Raw genomic sequence first — 22,463 nt, 5'->3', positions numbered from 1 at the left:
GGCAGCCACGGCGACGCGCGCAGCTGCGCCGTGGCTTGCCGATATAAAGACAACACGCATAACACGAGGAATTCACAACCATGGCTATTGTTGACGTCAAGGTTCCGCAGCTGTCCGAATCGGTCGCCGAAGCGACCATGCTCAACTGGAAGAAGAAGCCTGGCGAAGCCGTTGCCCAGGACGAGATCCTGATCGAGATCGAAACCGACAAGGTCGTGCTGGAAGTGCCGGCCCCGTCGGCAGGCGTCCTGTCGATCATCGTCAAGAACGACGGCGATACCGTCGTGGCCGATGAAATCATCGCCAAGATCGATACCGAAGCCACTGCTGGTGCCGCCGCCCCGGCTGCTGCCGCTCCGGCGCCTGCCGCCGCTGCCCCGGCACCGGCCGCTCCTGCCGCCGCAGGCGGCGTGGCCATGCCGTCTGCTGCCAAGCTGATGGCCGAAGCCGGCCTGTCGGCTGGCCAGGTTGCCGGCACCGGCAAGGACGGCCGCATCACCAAGGGTGACGCGCTGGCCGCCGCTGCCGCTCCGGCCGCCAAGGCCGCCCCGGCTCCGGCCGCCGCCAAGCCGGCGCTGCAGCAGGTTTCGGCTCCGGTCGACTTCGCCGCACTGGGCGACCGCCCGGAAGAGCGCGTGCCGATGAGCCGCCTGCGCGCCCGTATCGCCGAGCGCCTGCTGCAATCGCAAGCCACCAACGCCATCCTCACCACCTTCAATGAAGTCAACATGAAGCCGGTGATGGACCTGCGCAACAAGTACAAGGACCGCTTCGAGAAGGAACACGGCGTGAAGCTGGGCTTCATGTCGTTCTTCGTCAAGGCCGCGGTGCACGCGCTGAAGAAGTTCCCGCTGATCAATGCCTCGATCGACGGCAACGACATCGTCTACCACGGCTATTTCGACATCGGTATCGCCGTGGGCTCGCCGCGCGGCCTGGTGGTGCCCATCCTGCGCAATGCCGACCAGATGAGCCTGGCCGACATCGAGAAGAAGATCGCCGAGTTTGGCGTGAAGGCCCGTGACGGCAAGCTGTCGCTGGACGAGCTGAGCGGCGGGACCTTCTCGATCTCCAACGGTGGCGTGTTCGGTTCGATGCTGTCGACCCCGATCATCAACCCGCCGCAATCGGCCATCCTGGGCGTGCACGCCACCAAGGATCGCCCGGTGGTGGAAGACGGCCAGATCGTGATCCGCCCGATGAACTACCTGGCCATGTCCTACGACCACCGCATCATCGACGGCCGCGAAGCCGTGCTGGGCCTGGTCGCCATGAAGGACGCGCTGGAAGATCCGGCCCGCCTGCTGCTGGACCTGTAATCGACGGTCCCCCCTGCGCGCGTTGGTTCATGCCGGCGCGCGCGGTGCGCATCTCCAGAGTTGATCGCGCGCCGGCACACGCTGCCGGTGCCACAAAGGAATCCCCATGAGCAAACAATTCGACGTGCTGGTGATCGGCGCCGGCCCCGGCGGCTATATCGCCGCGATCCGCGCCGGCCAGCTCGGCCTGAACGTGGCCTGCTGCGAAGGCAACGCCTACGACGATCCCAAGAACGAGCCGCGCCTGGGCGGCACCTGCCTGAACGTGGGCTGCATCCCGTCAAAGGCACTGCTGGCTTCCTCGGAAGAATTCGAGAACGCCCAGCACCACCTGGCCGACCACGGCATCACCGTGGGCGACGTCAAGGTCGACGTGTCCAAGATGCTCAAGCGCAAGGACGATATCGTCGGCAAGATGACCAAGGGCATCGAGTTCCTGTTCCGCAAGAACAAGGTGACGCTGCTCAAGGGCTACGGCAAGTTCGTCGGCAAGACCGCCGAGGGCTTCCAGGTCGAGATCGCCGGTGAAGTCGTGACCGCCAAGCAGGTCATCATCGCCACCGGTTCGAAGGCCCGCCACCTGCCGGGCATCAAGGTCGACAACGACCTGGTCAGCGATAACGAGGGCGCGCTCAAGTTCCCCGCAGTGCCGAAGAAGCTGGGCGTGATCGGCGCCGGCGTGATCGGCCTGGAGCTGGGTTCGGTGTGGCGCCGCCTGGGCTCGGACGTGACCGTGCTGGAAGCGCTGCCCGCGTTCCTGGGCGCCGCCGACGAAGGCGTGGCCAAGGAAGCCCAGAAGCAGCTGACCAAGCAAGGCCTGAAGTTCAGCCTCGGCGTGAACGTGAGCGAAGTGACCACCGGCAAGAACGGCGTCACCGTCAAATACACCGACAAGGACGGCGCCGCCCAGACCCTGGAAGTCGATCGCCTGATCGTGTCGGTCGGCCGCGTGCCCAACACCGACAACCTGGGCCTGGATGCTGTCGGCCTGGCCGCCGACCAGCGCGGTTTCATCGAGGTGGACGACCACTGCGCCACCAAGGTGCCGGGCCTGTGGGCCATCGGCGACGTGGTGCGCGGGCCGATGCTGGCGCACAAGGCCGAGGACGAAGGCGTGGCCGTGGCCGAGCGCATCGCCGGCCAGAAGCCGCATATCGACTACAACTGCGTGCCGTGGGTGATCTACACCTTCCCGGAAATCGCATGGGTCGGCAAGACCGAAGCCCAGCTCAAGGCAGAAGGCCGCGAGTTCAAGGCTGGCCAGTTCCCGTTCATGGCCAACGGCCGTGCGCTGGGCATGGGTCACGCCGATGGCTTCGTCAAGATGCTGGCCGACGCCAAGACCGACGAGATCCTGGGCGTGCACATCGTGGCTGCCAACGCGTCGGACCTGATCGCCGAAGCCGTGGTGGCGATGGAGTTCAAGGCCGCCAGCGAAGATATCGGCCGCGTCTGCCATCCGCACCCGTCGATGTCGGAAGTCATGCGTGAAGCCGCGCTGGCTGTCGACAAGCGTCAACTCAATATGTAAGGCGCATGCCTCGCATTGTTTGAGTACCGGCGCGCCGCACCAGCGGCGCGCCGTTTTCACTTGCGGCGCGTGCCGCGTGAGCCCCCAGCATGAACGTCACTGAGTACTACAAAAAGGAACTGAAGGAGCGCGGCTACACATCCGACGAGGCGCAGTTGCGTGCCGTGGCGCGGCTGCAGCAGTGCTACGACGAATGGGTGGCCTACAAGAGCCGCCGCAACAACGCGCTGAAGAAGCTGCTGGTCCGTCCCGACGTGCCCAAGGGCGTCTACATGTGGGGCGGGGTGGGGCGCGGCAAGTCTTTCCTGATGGACAGCTTCTATACCTGCGTGCCGGTGGTGCGCAAGACGCGGCTGCACTTCCACGAATTCATGCGCGAGGTCCATCGCCAGCTGGAAGAGCTGCGCGGCCGCCCGGACCCGCTGGATGAACTGGCCAGGCGCATCGCGCGCCGGTTCCGGCTGATCTGTTTCGACGAGTTCCATGTCAGCGACGTCGCCGACGCGATGATCCTGCACCGCCTGCTGCAGCAGCTGTTCGACAACGGCGTGCAGTTCGTGATGACTTCCAACTACCGGCCGGACCTGCTCTATACGGACGGCCTGCACCGCGACCGGGTGCTGCCTGCCATCGCGCTGATCCAGCAGAAGATGGACGTGCTCAACGTCGATGCCGGCATCGACTACCGCAAGCGCGCACTGGAACAGGTGCAGGCTTACCACACGCCGCTCGACGCCAGCGCGAACTCGGCGCTGCGCGATGCCTTCACGTCGATTGCCGGCGTGGCCGACGAGTCGCCGCTGCTGCATATCGAGCACCGCGAACTGCGCTCGCTGCGCAAGGCCAATGGCGTGGTGTGGTTCGACTTTGCCACGCTGTGCGGCGGGCCGCGCTCGCAGAACGATTACCTGGAGCTGGCTTCGCAGTTCCATACCGTGATCCTGTCCGACGTGCCGCGCATGACGCCGCGCATGTCGTCGGAAGCACGGCGCTTTACCTGGCTGATCGACGTCTTCTACGACCACAAGGTCAAGCTGCTGATGTCGGCAGAAGTGCCGGCGGACGAACTCTACACAGAGGGGCAGATGGCCAACGAGTTCCACCGGACCGTGTCGCGCATCATCGAGATGCAGTCGCGCGAGTACCTGGAATCCGAGCGCCGCACCATGGACACGTCGCTCACCTGAGCGTCGGCAAGCGTTGTATTTCGGCCCGGCGCGACGATAGCCGGGCCGCATTGACCTAAATCAAGGCCGATGCCGGGACCGCCCTATACCCTGCAGGGGGTAGAAAAAGGTTCCCATGTCGTCCCCAGCCACCATCCCTTCCGCCAGCGTGCTGGCCTTGCATGCAGCGTCCGCGGCGCCTGCCGCCAACGCTGGCACGGCCGCTGTTGGGGCGCAACTCGCATGCTTCCATTGCGGCCTGCCCGTCGCGCAGGCCGAGCCACTGGCTGCCGAACTGGACGGCGCCCGCCGGGTCTTCTGCTGTGGCGGCTGCCAGGCCCTGGCGCAGACCCTCCACGCAGCCGGATTTGCCCATCTATATGGTGACGAGGCCCGCTTTGCCCGTCCGATCGACGACGCGGCGCGGCGCGAAGCCGAGCCGATCTGGGGCGCCTATGACACCCCCGAATTGCGCACCCAGTTCGTGCGCCCGCTCGACAACGGCCGCGCCGAGATCACGCTGGCGCCGGAGAACATCCGCTGCGCCGCCTGCGCCTGGCTGATCGAGCAGCACCTGACGCGCCAGCCCGGCGTGGAATCCGCGGTTGCCAATGTCGCCACCCGCCGCGTGGTGGTGCGCTGGCGCGAAGGCACGCAGTCCGTGGCCGGATTGCTGGCCGCGCTCGCCGGCATCGGCTACATGGCGTGGCCGTTCGAGGTCTCGCGCACCGACCAGCAGGACCGTCGCGCGCGCCGCAGCCTGCTGATGCGCATGGCCGTGGCCATGCTCGGCATGATGCAGGTAATGATGTACGCATGGCCGATCTACACGCACGAGGCCACCATCGACCCCGGCCAGTTGCAGCTGATGCGCTGGGCCAGCTTTGCGCTGACGTTGCCGGTGGTCTTCTATTCCGCATCGCCGATCTTTGGCGGCGCCTGGCGCAGCCTGCGCCAGCGCCATATGGGCATGGACGTGCCGGTCGCCATCGGCGTGGGCGCGGGATTTATCGCCAGTGCGCTGGCCACCGTGCGCGGCATCGGCGAGGTCTATTTCGATTCGGTGACGATGTTCGTCGCCTTCCTGCTGCTGGCGCGCTACCTCGAACTGCGGGTGCGCCAGGCATCGCGCAGCGGTGCCGAGATGCTCGCGCGCCAGCTTCCCGCCACCTGCGAGCGGCTTGCCGGAATAGGGGCCACGGGTGAACGCATCCCGGTGGCACGTTTGCGCCAGGGCGACCTGATCCGCGTGAAGGCTGGCGAGATCGTTCCCGCCGACGGGACCGTCGTCGCCGGCGCCAGCGAACTGGACGAGTCCATGCTGACCGGCGAAAGCCGGCCGGTGCGCCGCCGTGCCGGTGAAACCGTGCTGGCCGGCTGCTTCAACACCGCCAGCCCGCTGGAGCTGCGCGTGTCGCGCGTGGGCGCCGGCACACGGCTGGCCGAGATCGTGGCGGTGCTCGACCGCGCACTGGCGGAGAAGCCCCGCCTGGCCACGCTGGCCGACCGTGTCGCCGGCTGGTTCGTGGCGACGCTGCTGGTGCTGGCGGCGCTGACCGGGCTGGTGTGGGGGCTGTGGATCGATCCGTCACGCGCGCTGCTGGTGACGATCGCCGTGCTGGTGGTCAGCTGTCCGTGCGCGCTGTCGCTGGCCACGCCGGCCGCGCTGGCCGCCGCGGGCGCCGCGCTGTCGCGGCGCGGCGTACTGCTGACGCGCGGCCATGCGCTGGAGACGCTGGCGCGCGTGACCGATGTGGTGCTGGACAAGACCGGCACGCTGACTGAAGGACGCTTTGCCGTGGCGGCAGTGCAGCCGCTGGCCGACCTGAGCGAGGCGCAATGCCTTGCACTGGCCGCGGCGATGGAGCGCGGCGGCGAGCACCCCATCGCACGCGCACTGCTCGCGGCCGTGCCCGATGGAGGGGGCCATGCCGTGGCGGTCACCGGCATCCGCAACGTGCCCGGACAGGGCCTTGAAGCCACGGTCGACGGACGCCGCCTGCGGCTCGGCCGGCTGGATTTCGCGCGCGGGCTCGTTAGCGGCGGCTCATCCGTGCCAGTGCCGGCGGTTGCGGGCCCGGCCCATCCCGGCGCCACGGTCGTGTGGCTGGCGGCACAGGACGGCGTGCTCGCCAGCTTCGTGCTGGCCGATGTCGAGCGCGCGCAGACGTCCGCGCTGCTGGCGCGGCTCGGTGCGCTGGGCGTGCGCTGCCACCTCGTCTCCGGCGATAACGCCGCGGCCGTGCGCTGGTGGGCAGAGCACTTCGGCATCGGCCATGCCGCCGGCGAAGTGACACCCGAGGGCAAGCGCGACTACGTCGCGCGGCTGCAGCAGGGCGGGGCGGTAGTGCTGGCCGTGGGCGACGGCATCAACGACGCCCCGGTGCTGGCGCAGGCGCAGGTCTCGATCGCGATCGGCAGCGGCGCGCCGCTGGCGCAGGCCGGCGCCGACGCCGTGCTGACACACGGCGGCATCGACGAGATCGCAACCGCGCTGGCGGTGTCGCGCAAGGCGCGGCGCGTGGTGCGGCAGAACCTGGGCTGGTCCTTTTTCTACAACGTGGTGGCGATCCCGCTGGCGGCGACCGGGCTGGTGATGGCATGGATGGCCGGTATCGGCATGTCACTGTCGTCGCTGCTGGTGGTGGCCAACGCCTGGCGTCTGCTGCGCGCCGGCCGCAAGTCGGTCTAGGAGCCTCATGGAAACGCTTTACCTGCTCGTGCCGATGAGCCTGGTACTCGTCGTCGTGATCGCCGCCGCGCTGTGGTGGGCATTGCATGCGGGCCAGTACGACGATCTCGACCGGCCCGCGGAATCGATCCTGCTGGACAACGACAAGCCTTGATGCGCGCATGTCGTGGGATGACATCGGCCTCGGACCGGGGCCGCGCCGCGAGGTTCATTGCCGGTCCTGAGCGACTTGATAAAGATCAACACACCGGTGGCGGGGTTTTTCTAAAGTCACAACGTCAGTAGGTTTTTTCTCTTCTCTAAGCTTTGGGGGTCTGAATGGATGTCACTGCCGCGTCTTCACGCGTCGACACCTTCAATTACGGCGTCGTAAGACAGTTCGCTGTCATGACGGTAGTCTGGGGGATCGTCGGCATGGCCGTCGGCGTGCTGCTGGCAGCACAGCTGATCTGGCCTGAACTCAACTTCAACACGCCCTGGCTGTCGTTCGGCCGCCTGCGGCCGCTGCATACCAATGCGGTGATCTTTGCCTTCGGCGGCAGCGCGCTGTTCGCGACCTCGTACTACGTGGTCCAGCGCACCTGCCAGGCCCGCCTGTTCTGCGGCCCGCTCGCGGCGTTCACGTTCTGGGGCTGGCAACTGGTTATCGTCGCCGCGGCCATCACGCTGCCGCTGGGCATTACCTCCTCGAAGGAATACGCCGAACTGGAATGGCCGATCGACCTGCTGATCACCGCGGTCTGGGTGGCCTATGCGATCGTGTTCTTCGGCACCATCGTCAAGCGCAAGACACGGCATATTTATGTCGCCAACTGGTTCTTCGGCGCCTACATCCTGACCATCGCGCTGTTGCACATCGTCAACAACATCGAGATGCCGGTGTCGCTGTGGAAGTCCTACTCGGCCTATGCCGGCGTGCAGGACGCAATGATCCAGTGGTGGTATGGCCATAACGCGGTGGGCTTCTTCCTGACCACCAGCTTCCTCGGGATGATGTACTACTTCATTCCCAAGCAGGCCGAGCGTCCGATCTATTCATACCGCCTGTCCATCGTCCACTTCTGGGCGTTGAACTTCACCTACATGTGGGCCGGCCCGCACCACCTGCAGTACACCGCGCTGCCAGACTGGGCGCAGTCGCTCGGCATGGTGTTCTCGCTGATTCTGCTGGCGCCGTCGTGGGGCGGCATGATCAACGGCATCATGACCCTGTCGGGCGCCTGGCACAAGCTGCGCACCGACCCGATCCTGAAGTTCCTGGTGGTGGCGCTGTCGTTCTATGGCATGTCCACGTTCGAAGGCTCGATGATGTCGATCAAGACCGTCAATGCGCTGTCGCACTACACGGACTGGACCATCGGCCACGTGCACTCCGGCGCGCTGGGCTGGGTCGCAATGATCTCGATTGGTTCGCTCTACTACCTGATCCCGCGGCTGTTCGGCGAGAAGCAGATGTACAGCGTGCGCCTGATCGAATGGCACTTCTGGATCGCGACCATCGGCGTGGTGCTGTATATCGCCTCGATGTGGATCGCCGGCGTGATGGAAGGCCTGATGTGGCGCGCCACGCAGCCTGATGGCACGCTGACCTATGCCTTCGTCGAAGCGGTCAAGGCCAAGTACCCGTTCTACCTGATCCGTCTGCTGGGTGGCATCTGTTTCCTCTCCGGCATGCTGCTGATGGCCTACAACGTCGCCAAGACCATCGTCGGCAAGCGTGCCGTGGATGCGCCGATCCCGGCCAGCATCCCGGCCTCCGCACACTGATCATTCCAGGATAGAAAGATGTCGGAAAAACAAAGATTCTTTTCCCACGAAACGCTGGAGAAGAACATCGGCTGGCTGATCATCTGCACGATCCTCGTGGTCAGCATCGCGGGTCTGGTGCAGATCGTGCCGCTGTTCTTCCAGCACTCCACGACCAAGCCGGATCCGGGTATCACGCCGTATTCGCCGCTGCGGCTGATGGGCCGGGATGTCTATATCCGCGAAGGCTGCGTCGGCTGCCACTCGCAGCAGGTGCGGACACTGCAGGCCGAAACCGAGCGTTACGGCCATTTCTCCACCGCGGGCGAGGCCGTCTACGATCACCCGTTCCTGTGGGGCTCGAAGCGTACCGGTCCCGACCTGGCACGCGTCGGCGGCCGCTACTCGGACGACTGGCAACGCATCCACCTGCGCAACCCGCGTGACGTGGTGCCGGAGTCGGTGATGCCTTCCTACCCGTGGCTGGAGAAGGCCGCGCTGCCGACCAACGATATCCAGGCGCGCATGCGGGCGCTGGCGAAGCTGGGCGTGCCATACACCGAGGCCGACATCGCCAAGGCGCCGGACGAGCTCCAGGGCAAGACCGAGGAAGACGCGCTGGTGGCTTACCTCCAGGCTCTGGGCACCAACCGCCGCAATGTCCGCGTGGACACCGCTGCAGCAGTTGCACCGGCGAAGGAGTAAGCCATGGCCATGATCACCGCTATTGCGACCGTCGTGTCGATGGTCGTCTTCCTTGGCATCTGCTGGTGGGCGTGGTCGGCCGGCCGGCAGGCCGCCAACCGGGAATCCGCCATGCTGCCGTTCGCGCTGCCTGACGAAACCACGACAACATCGAGCCGGAACACCTAGCCATGAGCGATTTCTTTTCCGATTTCTGGAGTTACTACATTGCCGCGATCGCGCTCGTCGGCATCGTCTGGTGCGTATGGCTGCTGTTCTCGCAACGCAAGATCACCAAGACCGCCAGCGGGGGCGACGACACCGGCCACGTCTGGGACGACGACCTGCGCGAACTGAACAACCCGCTGCCGCGCTGGTGGATGTGGATGTTCCTGCTGGCCTGTATCTTCGGCCTGGTCTACCTCGTGTTGTATCCGGGTCTGGGCAAGTACTCAGGCGTGCTGAAGTTCTCGACGCAGGGCGAACTGGCCGCGCATCGTGCCGCGCAGGAGCAGATGCAGAACGAGATCTATGCCAAGTACCTGAAGATGGATGTCAAGCAGGTGGCTGGAGATCCGCAGGCGCGCGAAATTGGCCAGCGGCTGTTCCTGAACTACTGCGCGCAATGCCATGGTTCGGATGCGCGCGGCAGCCGCGGCTTTCCCAACCTGACGGACGGCGACTGGCTGTATGGCGGCGAACCCGAGACCATCCAGCAGACCATTGCCAAGGGCCGCAATGGCGTGATGCCGCCGTTCGCATCCACCATCGACGGCAAGCTGGCAGGCGACGTGGCGCAGTATGTCCGCTCGCTGTCGGGGCTGTCTTCGGATCCCATCCGCGCCTCGCGTGGCGAGAGCACTTTCAAGTCGACCTGCGCGGCTTGCCACGGTGCCGGCGGCAAGGGCAACCAGGCACTGGGCGCGCCGAACCTGTCCGATAACGTGTGGCTGTATGGCAGTTCGGAAGGCAGCATCGTCGACGCCATCCTGAAGGGGCATAACAACCATATGCCGGCACATGAAGAGATCCTGACGCCAGAGCGGATCCGCATGCTGACGGCCTATGTCTGGGGTCTGTCGAATACCGGCGGGGGTGCCGGCCAATGACAGGCGACTCATCTGAGCGGGCGCGGGCCGCCCGCAGGAGAAACCATCCATGAACGCACCCGGGACCGAAGAAATGGCCCGGGCGGCCGACCGCCAGCGGTCGGCCGCTGCGCCTGCCGAGACCTCGGATGAAACGCTGTACGAGGTCCGCCGCAAGATCTATCCGCGCTCCGTTACGGGCGCTTTCTCCAGTTGGCGCGTCTGGCTGGTCCTCTTCACGCAGCTGATCTACTACGGCACGCCCTGGCTCCAGTGGAACGGACGCCAGGCCGTGCTGTTCGACCTTGGCGAACGCAAGTTCTACATCTTCGGGCTGGTGTTGTGGCCTCAGGATGTCATCTATCTCGCCGTGCTGCTGGTCATTTCGGCGCTGGCGCTGTTCCTGTTCACGGCGATCGCCGGGCGGCTGTTCTGCGGTTACGCCTGTCCACAGACGGTCTATACCGAGATCTTCATGTGGATCGAGCGGCGGATCGAAGGCGACCGGATCGCCCGCATCCGTCTCGACGGCGACCCCTGGAGCCTGCGCAAACTGCGTATCAAGGCCACCAAGCACTTCCTGTGGGTACTGATCGCGCTGTGGACCGGCTTCACCTTCATCGGCTACTTCGCGCCGATCCGTGAGCTGGGTGGCGAGCTGGCGAGCCTGTCGCTGGGCCCGTGGCAGACGTTCTGGATGCTGTTCTATGCGTTCGCCACCTGGGGCAACGCTGGCTTCATGCGCGAGCAGGTGTGCAAGTACATGTGCCCGTATGCGCGTTTCCAGAGCGTGATGGTCGACCGCGACACCTACGTCGTGACCTACGACGTCGGCCGGGGCGAGCCGCGCGGCAGCCGTTCGCGCAAGACCGACCATCGCCAGGCGGGCCTGGGCGATTGCGTCAACTGCAGCATCTGCGTGCAGGTGTGCCCGACCGGCATCGATATCCGCGATGGCCTGCAGTATGAATGCATCGGCTGCGGCGCGTGCATCGACGCCTGCAACCAGGTCATGGACAAGATGTCCTACCCGCGCGGGCTGATCCGATACACCTCGGAGAATGCCATGCGCAAGGCGCTGTCCGCGGCAGCATCGCGCAAGCGCCTGCTGCGTCCGCGTGTCATCATCTATTCCGTGATCTGGGTCGCGCTGCTCGCTGGCTTTGTGGCTTCGATCGCGCTGCGCACGCCGCTGAAGGTGGACATCATCCGCGACCGCGGCGCGCTGGGCCGGGAGGTCGAAGGCCGCTGGATCGAGAATGTGTATCGCCTGCAGCTGATCAACACGACCGAGGGGCCGATGCACATCAGCGTGCGAGCCGACAGCGACGAGCTGAAGCACCTGACGGTCGAATATGACAAGCAGGCCGAATCGCTGGCGCCGACCTCGAACCGGCTGTTGCCGATCCGCATACGCGTGCCGATCGAAGACGCGGCGCAGGGTACGCACAAGATCAGCGTGACGGTGACCAGCGAAGGATCGGAGCAGGGCAACGCCGAGATCCGGCAGAGCACCAGCTTTATCGTGCCGCGCGACCTGTGACGCCAGGCGCTCGGTGCAGAACTCAAGGGGGCATGATGAATCAGCAAGGCAATCCGTGGTGGAAAGAGCCGTGGCCGTGGCTGTTGATGAGCGGCCCGCTGGTCGCGATGGTGGCGTGCGGCGTCACCATCTGGCTTGCGTCGTCGCATCCTGACGTGCCGGTGCAGGGCGCAGCGCGCCATGGACTGGTGGTCGAGAAGGCCGAGGCGGTGCGGCCTCAGCCGAGCGCAGCGAGGCAGCCATGAGGTTGCGCTGGCTGATGTGGGTCTTGTGGCCCGGGTTCCTGATGGCGGGCTTCGCCACCGCGACGGTGTTCTCGGTCGTGGACCCCGGTGATCTGAAGTTCTTCGGGCATCCGATCGAGGCGTCGCGCGAATCGATCTACACGATGAGCTTCCTGCTAGCGTGGATCTTCTGCGCGCTGTCCAGCGGGTTGACGCTGTACACGATGCCGACGCGGCTCAGCGATACCGACGAGTTGGAGTGAATGCCGATGCCTGCGCCGCCCCGCGCGGCGCAGGCGCAAAGCGGCGGGTGGTGGGAAGGGTCAGCAGCTACGGCTGTAGAGCTGCTTGATGCCGGCGAGATCCACCAGCTTGACGTGGCGCTGGCGAATCTGGATCAGGCCGGCTTCAGCGAAACGCGAGAACAGGCGGCTGACGGTTTCCAGCTTCAGGCCCAGGTAGCTGCCAATTTCCTCGCGGCTCATGCGCATCACGAATTCGGTCGACGAGTAGCCGCGCGCCGACAGGCGCTCAGACAGGTTGATCAGGAAAGCGGCCAGGCGTTCTTCGGCGCGCATCGAACCGAGTGTCACCAGCATCATCTGGTCGTGCGTGATTTCCTTGCCCATCAGCCGCAGGAACTGATGCTGTAGCGAAGGCAGGTCTGCAGACAGCGTCTGCAGGTCCCCAAGGCGGACTACACAGACCTCGGTATCTTCCAGCGCGGTGGCGTCCGAGGCGTGCTGCATCTCACCGAGGCCGTCGAGGCCGACGATTTCGCCTGGCAGGTGGAAACCGGTAATCTGTGAACGGCCGTCTTCGGTCGTGACATGGGTCTTCAGCGTGCCGAAGCGAACGGCGTAAACCGCGGTGAGGGGATCGCCCATGCGATACAAGGTCTCACCCTTATGGACCCGGATGCGTTCCTGCACCAGCGTGTCCATCTTGGTGAGGTCTTGCTGGGACATGCCAACCGGAAGGCACAGTTGCCCCATCGCGCAAGTGGAGCAACGGGGCGACATCTCAGTGATTGGAATGGAGGTGAGCAATTGGGACCTGCAAGAGTGGATGCGAGGGCGCGACCCCGCCATTTTACCGTGCGATGTGATGAGGCAGGGAGTCAGATTTGCCATTTGGTGTACTAATTAGCGTTTTTATGCTGGCATTGCTGGGCGGCGTGCACTGCGCGGCAATGTGTGGCGGCATCGCACTGGCGGTTGAACAGCCGCGTGGCGGCGTCGCGGCCCTGACCTTCGTGCGTAGCCGCGCTGCCTGGGCCGGCGAGTTGCTGGCAATGCACCTGGGCAGGATTTCGACCTATGTGCTGCTTGGCGCGCTGTTGGGCGCGATTGGCGCCGGCGCTTGGAAGCAGGACTACCTGCCGTTGCAGCGCTGGTTGTTTGGTGCCGGCAGTGCCATGCTGCTGTGGTCGGGCTGGCGCGTGCTGCGCGGCAATGCCTTTACCGTCGCGTGGCTCGAGCGGCTGGCGGTGCGGGCAGGCAGCGTGCTGGCGCGGCAGCTTGGGCGGCTGGGCGGCGGCGCCATGCCCACCTTCGTGCGTGCGCATGGGGGGCTTGCCAGGCGCTATGGTGTTGGCCTGGCGTGGGGGCTGGTGCCGTGCGGCATGGTCTATGGAGCGCTGACGCTGGCGCTGCTCGCCGGCAATGCCGGTTCCGGTGCGCTGGTGATGGGTGTGTTTGGCATCGGTACGCTGCCCAACCTGCTGGTGCTGTCGGGGCTGTCCGGCTACCTGCGCAGCCTGTCGCGGCGGCGCGCGGTGCGCGTGGGCGCGGGCGTGGCGGTCATGGTGTTCGGGGCCCTTGGTCTGGCGCGCGCGGTGTTGTTGCCACATTCGCTGGCAGAGCAGGGTTTCTGCCTGGTCTTTTGAGACGTATGCGGCGCTCGGCGCGTCGGATGGTGGTTGCGGGCGAGGGCGGGAATGCCATACAATCGCCAGCATTGCGGTATCGCGCGGTGTTTTGTAAGCAGCGGCGAGCAGCGCCAGCGGCCTTCCTGCCAGAAGGTGCGCCCAGGGCGGCGGGGAGTGTTGGTAGTTCGATTCCCGGCCCGTCCCACGGTCCATCCGGTTCAAATGATCTGGTTCAAAAGCCCGGCTGGCACTGCGGTGTTGGAGATGCCGGCCTTGCTCCCGATACCCGTTTTTCTTGCGTCCGAGGCGTTCAGTTCGCCGACAGCGGCGTCCGTTGTGCGGACGCGCCACGCAAGAGGTTCGCTGACCGGCCCATGGCGGCATGCGAACGATCTCCTGCCGGAGTGACCCGGCAACTCGATGCAAAGAAAGGGAAGTGCACGGCTTGGATGCAGCAGGCATCCGGGTGAGCTGCGCAATGAGATGGCGATGGCATTGGCATCGCTGTATCCAAAATCTCCGGTGCCCCGGATCCGTCCGGGAGCAGGTGCAAAGACAGGCTGCACACCATCAACATGAATACCCAAGAGGCGAAGATCGTCCTCGAGACGGCGCTGATCTGCGCGCAGGAGCCTTTGCGCGTCAATGATCTGCGACGGTTGTTCGCCGACGACGTCGGCGCGGACACCGTCCGCGTGCTGCTGGAGGAACTGCGCCAGGACTGGCGCCCGCGCGGCGTGGAGCTTGTGTCGCTGGCCAGCGGCTGGCGCTTCCAGAGCCGCCCCGAGATGCGTGAATACCTTGATCGCCTGAATCCGGAAAAGCCGCCGAAATACTCGCGCGCCGTGATGGAGACGCTGGCGATCATCGCTTATCGCCAGCCGGTGACGCGTGGCGATATCGAGGAAATCCGCGGCGTGACGGTCAGCACGGAAGTCATCAAGAAGCTGGAAGACCGCAGCTGGATCGAGGTGATCGGGCACCGCGACGTGCCGGGGCGTCCGGCCCTGTATGCCACCACCAAGGCGTTCCTGGACGACCTCGGGCTGCGCACGCTGGACGAGTTGCCCCCGCTCGAGGATGCCCAGGCGCAGGCGCAGGCAACGCTGCTGGACCAGCAGGCCATCGATTTCGAGGCGCTGGCGGCAGGCAAGCCTGCCAGTGCCGATGAAGAGGCGTTTGCCGAGCCGGCCCGGCCCGAGGCATCCGCCACAGGCGAGCCCGAAGCCACGGACGCCGGCCAGGCGTCCGCCGACGGCGCAGTCGCCAACGGATTCGACCTGCAGCCGCACCAGCATGGGGCGGAGGAACTGGGTGCCGAAGGCGATCCAACCGAGCTGGGCAATCCTGCCGATTCCGATCCGGACGGGGCACGGGCTGAACTGCCGGAAGACGGCGCCTCGCCGCACCCGAGCGAGCACGACGAACGCGTGCCGAACTGAACAACATGCAACATCCGATAGTGAATATCTTGTCTGATTCCGTTGAGCAAGACACCCGCCATGCGGGCGCACCCGCCGATTCCGGCGCCGCCGAACCCGGATCGGGCAGCGAAGCCGCGCCCCGCCGCAAGGGGCTGCGCCGCGGGCTGAGGAACCTGGTGGCGTCGCGCCGCCAGGCCACGCAAGATCGCGATGCCGGCCGCGCCGAAGGCGCCGAGGCCGGTATGCCCGGCGACGCCGCGGAAGCGGCCCCGGCGCCAGCGGCGGCCGGCGGGCGCGGTGCCCAGCGCGGCCGCGGCAAGCGCAAGCCGGCTCAGGGCGATGGCGGCCAGTCGGCGCAGGCCCCGGCCGACAAGGCGCACAAGGCGCACAAGGCTGAAAGCGGCGAGAAAGCCGAAAGAGCCGAGAGGGCGGACAAGGGTGAGCAGGCGCCCCGCAAGCGCAAGCCGAACCCGCGCAGCGGCAAGTCAGCCGCTCCGGCCGAGGGCCAGGGCGCTGCCGGCCGGCAGCCGCAGGGCCGCCGCAAGGAGGGTGCCAAGCCGCAGGGCCAGCGCAAGGGCCAGGGCCAGGGCCAGGGTGGTGGCGACAAGGCCGCGGCCAGCAGCGAGGACCTGTTCCGCTTCGTGATTTCCGAGCAGTACGACAAGGAAGACACGGTCATCCCGCGCACCAAGGCGAAGCCGGTGCGTGAGCTGTCGGCCGAGGACGACGCCCCGAAGCTGCACAAGGTGCTGGCCGAGGGCGGCCTGGGCTCGCGCCGCGAAATGGAAGAGCTGATCCTGCAGGGACGGGTCTCGGTCAACGGGCTGCCGGCGCATATCGGCCAGCGCATCCTGCCGGCCGACCAGGTGCGCGTCAACGGCAAGCTGATTCACCGCAAGGTCTCGACCAAGCCGCCGCGCGTGCTGCTGTACCACAAGCCGGCCGGCGAAATCGTCAGCCAGTCGGACCCGGAAGGCCGTCCGACCGTGTTCGACAGCCTGCCGCGCATCAAGTCCGGCAAGTGGGTCGCCATTGGCCGGCTGGACTTCAATACCGAGGGCCTGCTGATCTTCACCACCTCGGGCGATATCGCCAACCGCTTCATGCACCCGCGCTACGGCGTCGAACGTGAATACGCGGTGCGCACGCTGGGCGAGCTGGCCGAAGCCGACCGCCAGCGCCTGCTGCACGGCATCAAGCTGGACGACGGCGAGGCCAACTTCCTGCGCATCGCGGACGGCGGCGGCGAGGGCGTCAACCAGTGGTACCACGTGGCGCTGACCGAAGGCCGCAACCGCGAAGTGCGGCGCATGTTCGAGGCGGTCGGCCTGACCGTGTCGCGCCTGATCCGTACGCGCTACGGGCAGTTCCTGCTTCCGCGCGGCCTCAAGCGCGGCCGCTGGCAGGAGGTCGAGCCCAATGACGTCAAGGCGCTGATGACCGCCGTCGGCCTGAAGGTGCCGGGCAAGGGCGAGCAGTCCGGCAAGGGCGCGACCAAGGTCGGCGGGCGCAAGCAGCGTACCGAAGCGGCGATTGCCGGCATGCCGATGCATACCGGCATGGACGGCCTGCCGCGCTACGAGCAGGGCGGTGCGCGGGGCGGCAGCCGCGGCGGCCAGCCGGATCCGATGAAGACGTCGATGGGCTACATCAGCCACGGCCCCACGCTGCTGACCTCGCACGCGGCCAACCTTGGCGGCGGCCGCGGCACCGGCGCGCGCCAGGCGCGTGGTGGCGGTGGCGCCGGGCTTGGCGGGCAAGGCAAGCCGCAGCGTCGTGGCGGCGGCGAGGCGAACGGAAACGTCATGCCGAAGGCGGCGAAGGCAGGCGGAAACCGCGGCCAGCGTGGTGGCGGCGGCGGTGGTGGCAATCGCGGAGGCAGCCGCGGGGGCAATCGCGGCGGCAATCGCTGAGTGCCTGATGCCGCGCACGGCGGGGTGACGACCCGCCGGCGCGGCGCGTAATCCGCGAGTATGTCTGGCTTTTGCCTTTTCGACATAATCCGCGTATAATTCAAGTCTATTCAAAAAGCCATCCTCGCCGAGGGTGGGCGAATGATGGGCATTGCGCCCATTTTTTTTTGGTTCGCCCGAATTCGGTCCCGCGCCCCGGCGCGTGCGGGATGGCGGACAGGCAGCACTGCAGCAGGGTCGTCCCGGACGGCAGCGGCGGGTTTGCCTGCCAACGGTGTTGATGGCCATTACTCGGGATAACAGTGCATCTGGCAGATTTGATCGAAACCACCCTTAACGGCATGGGATATGAGCTGGTTGAGCTCGAGCGTGCCCCGGCCGGATTGCTGCGTGTCTATATCGATCAGCCTGAAACCGGCATCGCCATCGAGGATTGTGAAAAGGTGAGCCGCCAGCTCACCCACGTGTTCACGGTCGAGAACGTCGACTACGAACGCCTCGAGGTCTCGTCGCCCGGACTGGACCGGCCGCTGAAGAAGCTGGCCGACTACGTCCGCTTTGCCGGCGCCGAGGCGCGCGTGACGCTGCGCCTGCCGGTGAACGGGCAGAAGAACTTCACGGGCATCCTGCGCGAACCGGCCGGCGAGGCTGGCGCGGAGAAGGTCGGCCTGGAGTTCGAGGGCAAGGATGGCCCGGCACTGCTGGAATTTGCCGTATCCGATGTCGACAAGGCACGCCTGGTGCCGGTATTCGACTTCAAAGGAAATCAAAGAAAAGGGAACAAGCAATGAGCCGCGAAGTTCTGTTGCTCGTCGATGCGCTTGCGCGTGAGAAGAACGTCGACAAGGATGTGGTATTCGGTGCCCTGGAGGCGGCGCTCGCCTCGGCCACCAAGAAGCGTTTCGAAGAAGACGTGGATATCCGGGTCGCGATCGATCGCGAGTCGGGCGAGCATGAAACCTTCCGCCGCTGGCTGGTCGTTCCCGACGAGCAGGGCCTGCAGGAGCCGGACAAGCAAATCCTTCTGTTCGAAGCCCGCGATGAGAACCCCAGCCTTGAGCTTGGCGACTACATCGAGCAGCAGATCGAGTCGGTCGAGTTCGGCCGTATCGGCGCGCAGGCAGCCAAGCAGGTGATCCTGCAGCGCATCCGCGACGCCGAGCGCGAGCAGATCCTGAACGACTACCTGGATCGCGGCGAGAAGATCATGACCGGCACGGTCAAGCGCGCCGACAAGAAGGGCCTGATCGTGGAATCCGGCCGCGTCGAAGCGCTGCTGGCCCGCGACCAGATCATCCCGAAGGAAAACCTGCGCACCGGCGATCGCGTGCGTGCCTATATCCTGAACGTGGACCGCGCCGCGCGCGGCCCGCAGATCGAGTTGTCGCGCACGGCCCCCGAGTTCCTGATCAAGCTCTTCGAAAACGAAGTGCCGGAAATGGAGCAGGGCCTGCTGGAAATCAAGGCCGCCGCGCGTGATCCGGGCGTGCGTGCCAAGATCGCGGTGGTGGCGCATGACAAGCGCATCGACCCGATCGGCACCTGCGTGGGCGTGCGCGGTACGCGCGTGACCGCGGTGCGCAACGAGATCGGCGGCGAGGCCGTGGATATCGTGCTGTGGTCGGAAGACCCGGCGCAGTTTGTGATCGGCGCACTGGCACCTGCGCAAGTGCAGTCGATCGTGGTCGATGAAGAGAAGCACAGCATGGACGTGGTGGTCGACGAGGAAAACCTCGCCGTCGCCATCGGCCGCAGTGGTCAGAACGTACGCCTGGCGTCCGAGCTGACCGGCTGGCAGATCAACATCATGACGCAGGAAGAATCGGCGCAGAAGCAGGCCGAAGAGAGCGATGTCGTGCGCAAGCTGTTCATGTCCAAGCTGGACGTGGATGAGGAAGTGGCAGACATCCTGATCGAGGAAGGCTTCTCCACGCTGGAAGAAGTGGCCTATGTCCCCATCAGTGAAATGATGGAGATCGAGGCCTTTGACGAAGACACCGTCAACGAGCTGCGCAACCGCGCGCGTGATGCGCTCCTGACGATGGAACTGGCCCGGGAAGAAAAGGTGGAAGAGGTGTCGCAGGATCTGCGCTCGCTCGACGGCCTGAACCCGGAACTGATCGGCAAGCTGGCCGAAGGTGATATCCACACGCGTGACGACCTGGCCGAACTGGCCGTCGACGAACTGGTCGAGATGACCGGCGTCACCGAGGAAGAAGCCAAGGCGCTGATCATGAAAGCACGGGAACATTGGTTCAACTGAGGGACACGGGGCCGGGCTGGCCAATACCAGCCCGGGCGCGCTTTCCGCATACGATTTGTCCCGACGAAGACACCAAGCATTGAAAGGGTTTGAATGGCAAGCACAACAGTTGCCCAACTGGCCGCAGAACTGAGTCGCAGCGCAGCTGCCCTGCTGGAACAATTGCAGGCGGCTGGGGTGGGCAAAGCTGCGCCAGAAGACATCATCACGGAATCGGATAAGACCAGGCTGCTGGACTATCTGAAGCGTTCGCACGGCCAGGCCGACGACAGCTCCCGGAAGAAGATCACGCTGACGAAGCGCGAGACGTCCGAGATCCGCCAGTCGGATGGCGCCGGCAAGACCCGCACGGTCCAGGTCGAAGTGCGCAAGAAGCGCGTCCTGATCAAGCGCGACGAAGCCCACCCCGAGGCGCACGCTGATACGGCCGAGGCTCAGCCCCCGGTTGTCGACACGGCCGAGCAGGCACGCCGCGAAGAGGAAGAACGACGCCAGGCCGAACTGCTGGCGCGCCAGGAAGCCGAAGCCAAGGCCGCCCGCGAGGCTGCCGAGCGCGAGGAAGCCGAGCGCCGTGCCCGCCAGGAAGCCCTGGAAGCGGAACAGCGCCGCCAGGCCGAACTCGCCGCCAAGAAGGCGGAGGAAGAGGCTGCTGCGTCGCGTGCCGTGACCGAGGCTGCGGAAGACTCCTCGCGCAAGAAGGCCGAGGACGAGAAGGCCCGTGTGGCCGCCGAGCGCGCCGAGGCCCAGAAGGCCGCCGACGAGGCCAAGGCTGCCGCCGACAAGGCCCGTGCCGAACAAGAGATTGCCGCGCGCAAGCGCCGCGAGGCTGCCGAAGCCGAAGCCCGCGCCATCCAGCAGATGCTGAATGCGCCGGCTCGCGTGTTGAAGGCGCCGTCCGAGCGCAAGGCCGAAGAAAAGAAGGCCGAGCAGACCGGCACGCTGCACAAGCCGGTCAAGCCGGCTTCCGCGACCGCGACCGAAGCCAAGGCTGGCGACAAGAAGCCCGCCACCACGGCCACGACCACCACCACCGCCGACAAGAAGGGCAAGGTGGGTAAGCCTGGCACGTGGCAGGACGAAGGCAGCCGCAAGAAGGGCGGTGGCCTGAAGACGCGCGGCGATTCGTCGGGCGGCGTGGGCGGCTGGCGCGGTGGCCCGCGTGGCCGCGGCGGCCGTCAGCAGCAGCATGACGACAGCCGCAGCAGCTTCCAGGCGCCGACCGAACCGGTGGTGCGTGAAGTGCACGTGCCGGAAACCATCTCGGTGGCGGATCTTGCCCACAAGATGGCCGTGAAGGCGTCCGAGGTCATCAAGCAGATGATGAAGCTCGGCCAGATGGTGACGATCAACCAGGTGCTGGACCAGGAAACCGCCATGATCGTGGTGGAAGAAATGGGCCACAAGGCGTTCGCCGCCAAGCTGGACGATCCGGAAGCGCTGCTGGTGGTGGACGGTGAAGAGCACACCGACGCCGAACTGCTGCCGCGTCCGCCGGTGGTGACCGTGATGGGTCACGTCGACCACGGCAAGACCTCGCTGCTGGACTACATCCGCCGCACCAAGGTTGCCGCGGGCGAAGCCGGCGGCATTACGCAGCACATCGGTGCCTACCACGTGGAAACCGACCGCGGCGTGATCACGTTCCTGGACACCCCGGGTCACGAGGCCTTTACGGCCATGCGTGCCCGCGGTGCCAAGGCGACCGACATCGTGATCCTGGTGGTCGCGGCCGACGACGGCGTGATGCCGCAGACCAAGGAAGCGATTGCGCACGCCAAGGCTGCCGGCGTGCCCATCGTGGTGGCGATCAACAAGATCGACAAGCCCGAAGCCAACCCGGACCGCGTCAAGCAGGAACTGGTGGCCGAGCAGGTGGTGCCGGAAGAGTACGGCGGCGATTCGCCGTTCGTGCCGGTGTCCGCCAAGGCCGGTACCGGTATCGAAGACCTGCTGGAGCAGGTGTCGCTGCAAGCTGAAGTGCTGGAACTGAAGGCGCCGGTCGACGCCCCGGCCAAGGGCCTGGTGGTGGAAGCCCAGCTCGACAAGGGCAAGGGCCCGATCGCTACCATCCTGGTCAGCAGCGGCACGCTCAAGCGTGGCGACGTGGTCCTGGCTGGCAGCGCCTATGGCCGCGTGCGTGCCATGCTGGACGAGAACGGCAAGCCGACCAAGGAAGCCGGCCCGTCGATCCCGGTGGAAATCCAGGGCCTGTCGGAAGTGCCTGCCGCCGGCGAGGAAGTGCTGGTGCTGCCGGACGAGCGCAAGGCGCGCGAAATCGCGCTGTTCCGCCAGGGCAAGTTCCGCGATGTGAAGCTGGCCAAGCAACAGGCCGCCAAGCTGGAGAACATGCTCGAGCAGATGACGGAAGGCGAAGTGCAAACGCTGCCGCTGATCGTCAAGGCCGACGTGCAGGGTTCGCAGGAAGCGCTGGTGCAATCGCTGCAGAAGCTGTCGACCGCCGAAGTGCGCGTGCAGATCGTGCACGGCGGCGTGGGTGGCATCTCCGAGTCCGACGTCAACCTGGCGACGGCCTCGAAGGCGGTCATCATCGGCTTCAACGTGCGTGCCGACGCTGGCGCGCGCAAGCTGGCCGAGCACAACGGCATCGATATCCGCTACTACAACATCATTTACGATGCGGTAGACGAGATCAAGGCGGCGATGTCGGGCATGCTGGCGCCGGAGAAGCGCGAGACCACGACCGGCACGGTCGAGGTGCGCCAGGTCTTCCGTGTGCCGAAGGTCGGCGCGGTGGCGGGCTGTATGGTCACCGATGGCGTGGTCAAGCGGAGTTCGCTGGTGCGCGTGCTGCGCAACAACGTGGTCATCTTCAGCGGCGAGCTCGATTCGCTGAAGCGCTTCAAGGACGACGTCAAGGAAGTGAAGCAAGGCTTCGAGTGCGGTCTGTCGATCAAGAACTTCAACGATGTTCAGGAAGGCGACCAGCTCGAAGTGTACGAAATCACCGAGGTGGCGCGTACGCTGTAAGCGTCGCAAGCA

General features: G+C 65.9%; 19 protein-coding genes. 18 read left to right on the top strand and 1 reads right to left on the bottom strand.

The window, feature by feature from the left end; all coding sequences use genetic code 11:
- Positions 1–80 precede the first annotated feature (80 nt).
- The 12 genes from odhB (at position 81) to E1J61_RS24150 (ending at position 12,256) form a co-directional block, all read left to right on the top strand.
- Positions 81–1,319, top strand: a complete 1,239-nt coding sequence (odhB, locus tag E1J61_RS24205; RefSeq protein WP_133096501.1) for a 2-oxoglutarate dehydrogenase complex dihydrolipoyllysine-residue succinyltransferase — start codon at positions 81–83, stop codon at positions 1,317–1,319.
- 106 nt (positions 1,320–1,425) lie between these two features.
- Entirely contained in the window at positions 1,426–2,850 is a 1,425-nt protein-coding gene (gene lpdA, locus E1J61_RS24200) for a dihydrolipoyl dehydrogenase (RefSeq protein WP_133096500.1), read from the top strand.
- A gap of 89 nt (positions 2,851–2,939) precedes the next feature.
- Positions 2,940–4,037 (top strand): cell division protein ZapE, encoded by a 1,098-nt coding sequence (gene zapE, locus E1J61_RS24195; RefSeq protein WP_133096499.1) that lies wholly within the window; start codon positions 2,940–2,942, stop codon positions 4,035–4,037.
- Between the two features lie 115 nt (positions 4,038–4,152).
- A complete protein-coding gene (locus E1J61_RS24190) occupies positions 4,153–6,708 on the top strand; it encodes a heavy metal translocating P-type ATPase (RefSeq protein ID WP_133096498.1) in 2,556 nt (851 codons plus the stop codon).
- 7 nt (positions 6,709–6,715) lie between these two features.
- Positions 6,716–6,862: a cbb3-type cytochrome oxidase assembly protein CcoS gene (gene ccoS, locus E1J61_RS24185; RefSeq protein WP_063238066.1), complete on the top strand. Its 147-nt coding sequence runs from the start codon at positions 6,716–6,718 to the stop codon at positions 6,860–6,862.
- A gap of 164 nt (positions 6,863–7,026) precedes the next feature.
- A complete protein-coding gene (ccoN, locus tag E1J61_RS24180; protein WP_133096497.1) occupies positions 7,027–8,475 on the top strand; it encodes a cytochrome-c oxidase, cbb3-type subunit I in 1,449 nt (482 codons plus the stop codon).
- A gap of 18 nt (positions 8,476–8,493) precedes the next feature.
- Complete coding sequence (ccoO, locus tag E1J61_RS24175; protein WP_133096496.1) at positions 8,494–9,159, top strand: cytochrome-c oxidase, cbb3-type subunit II; 666 nt, start codon at positions 8,494–8,496, stop codon at positions 9,157–9,159.
- 3 nt (positions 9,160–9,162) lie between these two features.
- The gene (locus E1J61_RS24170) at positions 9,163–9,327 is read left to right on the top strand and encodes a cytochrome oxidase (protein WP_010809472.1); all 165 of its coding nucleotides are present in this window, start codon (positions 9,163–9,165) and stop codon (positions 9,325–9,327) included.
- Between the two features lie 2 nt (positions 9,328–9,329).
- Complete coding sequence (gene ccoP, locus E1J61_RS24165) at positions 9,330–10,247, top strand: cytochrome-c oxidase, cbb3-type subunit III (RefSeq protein WP_133096495.1); 918 nt, start codon at positions 9,330–9,332, stop codon at positions 10,245–10,247.
- Positions 10,248–10,296: 49 nt separating this feature from the next.
- Positions 10,297–11,769 carry a cytochrome c oxidase accessory protein CcoG gene (gene ccoG / locus E1J61_RS24160; protein ID WP_133096494.1) on the top strand — a complete coding sequence of 491 codons (1,473 nt, stop codon included), beginning with the start codon at positions 10,297–10,299 and terminating at the stop codon, positions 11,767–11,769.
- 35 nt (positions 11,770–11,804) lie between these two features.
- Positions 11,805–12,014: a FixH family protein gene (locus E1J61_RS24155; protein ID WP_133096566.1), complete on the top strand. Its 210-nt coding sequence runs from the start codon at positions 11,805–11,807 to the stop codon at positions 12,012–12,014.
- On the top strand, positions 12,011–12,256 hold the full coding sequence (locus tag E1J61_RS24150) for a hypothetical protein (RefSeq protein ID WP_029046193.1): 246 nt from the start codon (positions 12,011–12,013) through the stop codon (positions 12,254–12,256). The genes E1J61_RS24155 and E1J61_RS24150 overlap by 4 nt, the downstream gene beginning before the upstream one ends.
- Positions 12,257–12,316: 60 nt before the next feature.
- On the opposite strand, the gene fnr is transcribed toward E1J61_RS24150, so the two are convergent.
- Positions 12,317–13,042, bottom strand: coding sequence for a fumarate/nitrate reduction transcriptional regulator Fnr (fnr, locus tag E1J61_RS24145; protein ID WP_063238060.1), 726 nt, complete (start codon positions 13,040–13,042; stop codon positions 12,317–12,319).
- Between the two features lie 77 nt (positions 13,043–13,119).
- Here fnr and E1J61_RS24140 point away from each other — a divergent pair, with 77 nt between their 5' ends.
- The 6 genes from E1J61_RS24140 (at position 13,120) to infB (ending at position 22,451) form a co-directional block, all read left to right on the top strand.
- Positions 13,120–13,881 (top strand): sulfite exporter TauE/SafE family protein, encoded by a 762-nt coding sequence (locus E1J61_RS24140; RefSeq protein WP_133096493.1) that lies wholly within the window; start codon positions 13,120–13,122, stop codon positions 13,879–13,881.
- 557 nt (positions 13,882–14,438) lie between these two features.
- The gene (gene scpB / locus E1J61_RS24135; RefSeq protein WP_133096492.1) at positions 14,439–15,305 is read left to right on the top strand and encodes an SMC-Scp complex subunit ScpB; all 867 of its coding nucleotides are present in this window, start codon (positions 14,439–14,441) and stop codon (positions 15,303–15,305) included.
- Between the two features lie 5 nt (positions 15,306–15,310).
- Entirely contained in the window at positions 15,311–17,200 is a 1,890-nt protein-coding gene (gene rluB, locus E1J61_RS24130; RefSeq protein WP_133096491.1) for a 23S rRNA pseudouridine(2605) synthase RluB, read from the top strand.
- 302 nt (positions 17,201–17,502) lie between these two features.
- Positions 17,503–17,991, top strand: coding sequence for a ribosome maturation factor RimP (gene rimP, locus E1J61_RS24125; protein WP_029046198.1), 489 nt, complete (start codon positions 17,503–17,505; stop codon positions 17,989–17,991).
- The gene (gene nusA, locus E1J61_RS24120; protein WP_029046199.1) at positions 17,988–19,463 is read left to right on the top strand and encodes a transcription termination factor NusA; all 1,476 of its coding nucleotides are present in this window, start codon (positions 17,988–17,990) and stop codon (positions 19,461–19,463) included. Before rimP ends, nusA begins: the two co-directional genes overlap by 4 nt.
- Positions 19,464–19,556: 93 nt before the next feature.
- The gene (gene infB / locus E1J61_RS24115; protein ID WP_133096490.1) at positions 19,557–22,451 is read left to right on the top strand and encodes a translation initiation factor IF-2; all 2,895 of its coding nucleotides are present in this window, start codon (positions 19,557–19,559) and stop codon (positions 22,449–22,451) included.
- The last annotated feature ends 12 nt before the right edge of the window (positions 22,452–22,463 follow it).

Source organism: Cupriavidus sp. L7L, from assembly GCF_004353535.1.
GTDB lineage: Bacteria > Pseudomonadota > Gammaproteobacteria > Burkholderiales > Burkholderiaceae > Cupriavidus > Cupriavidus oxalaticus_A.
This window is presented reverse-complemented; position numbering and strand designations above follow the sequence as displayed.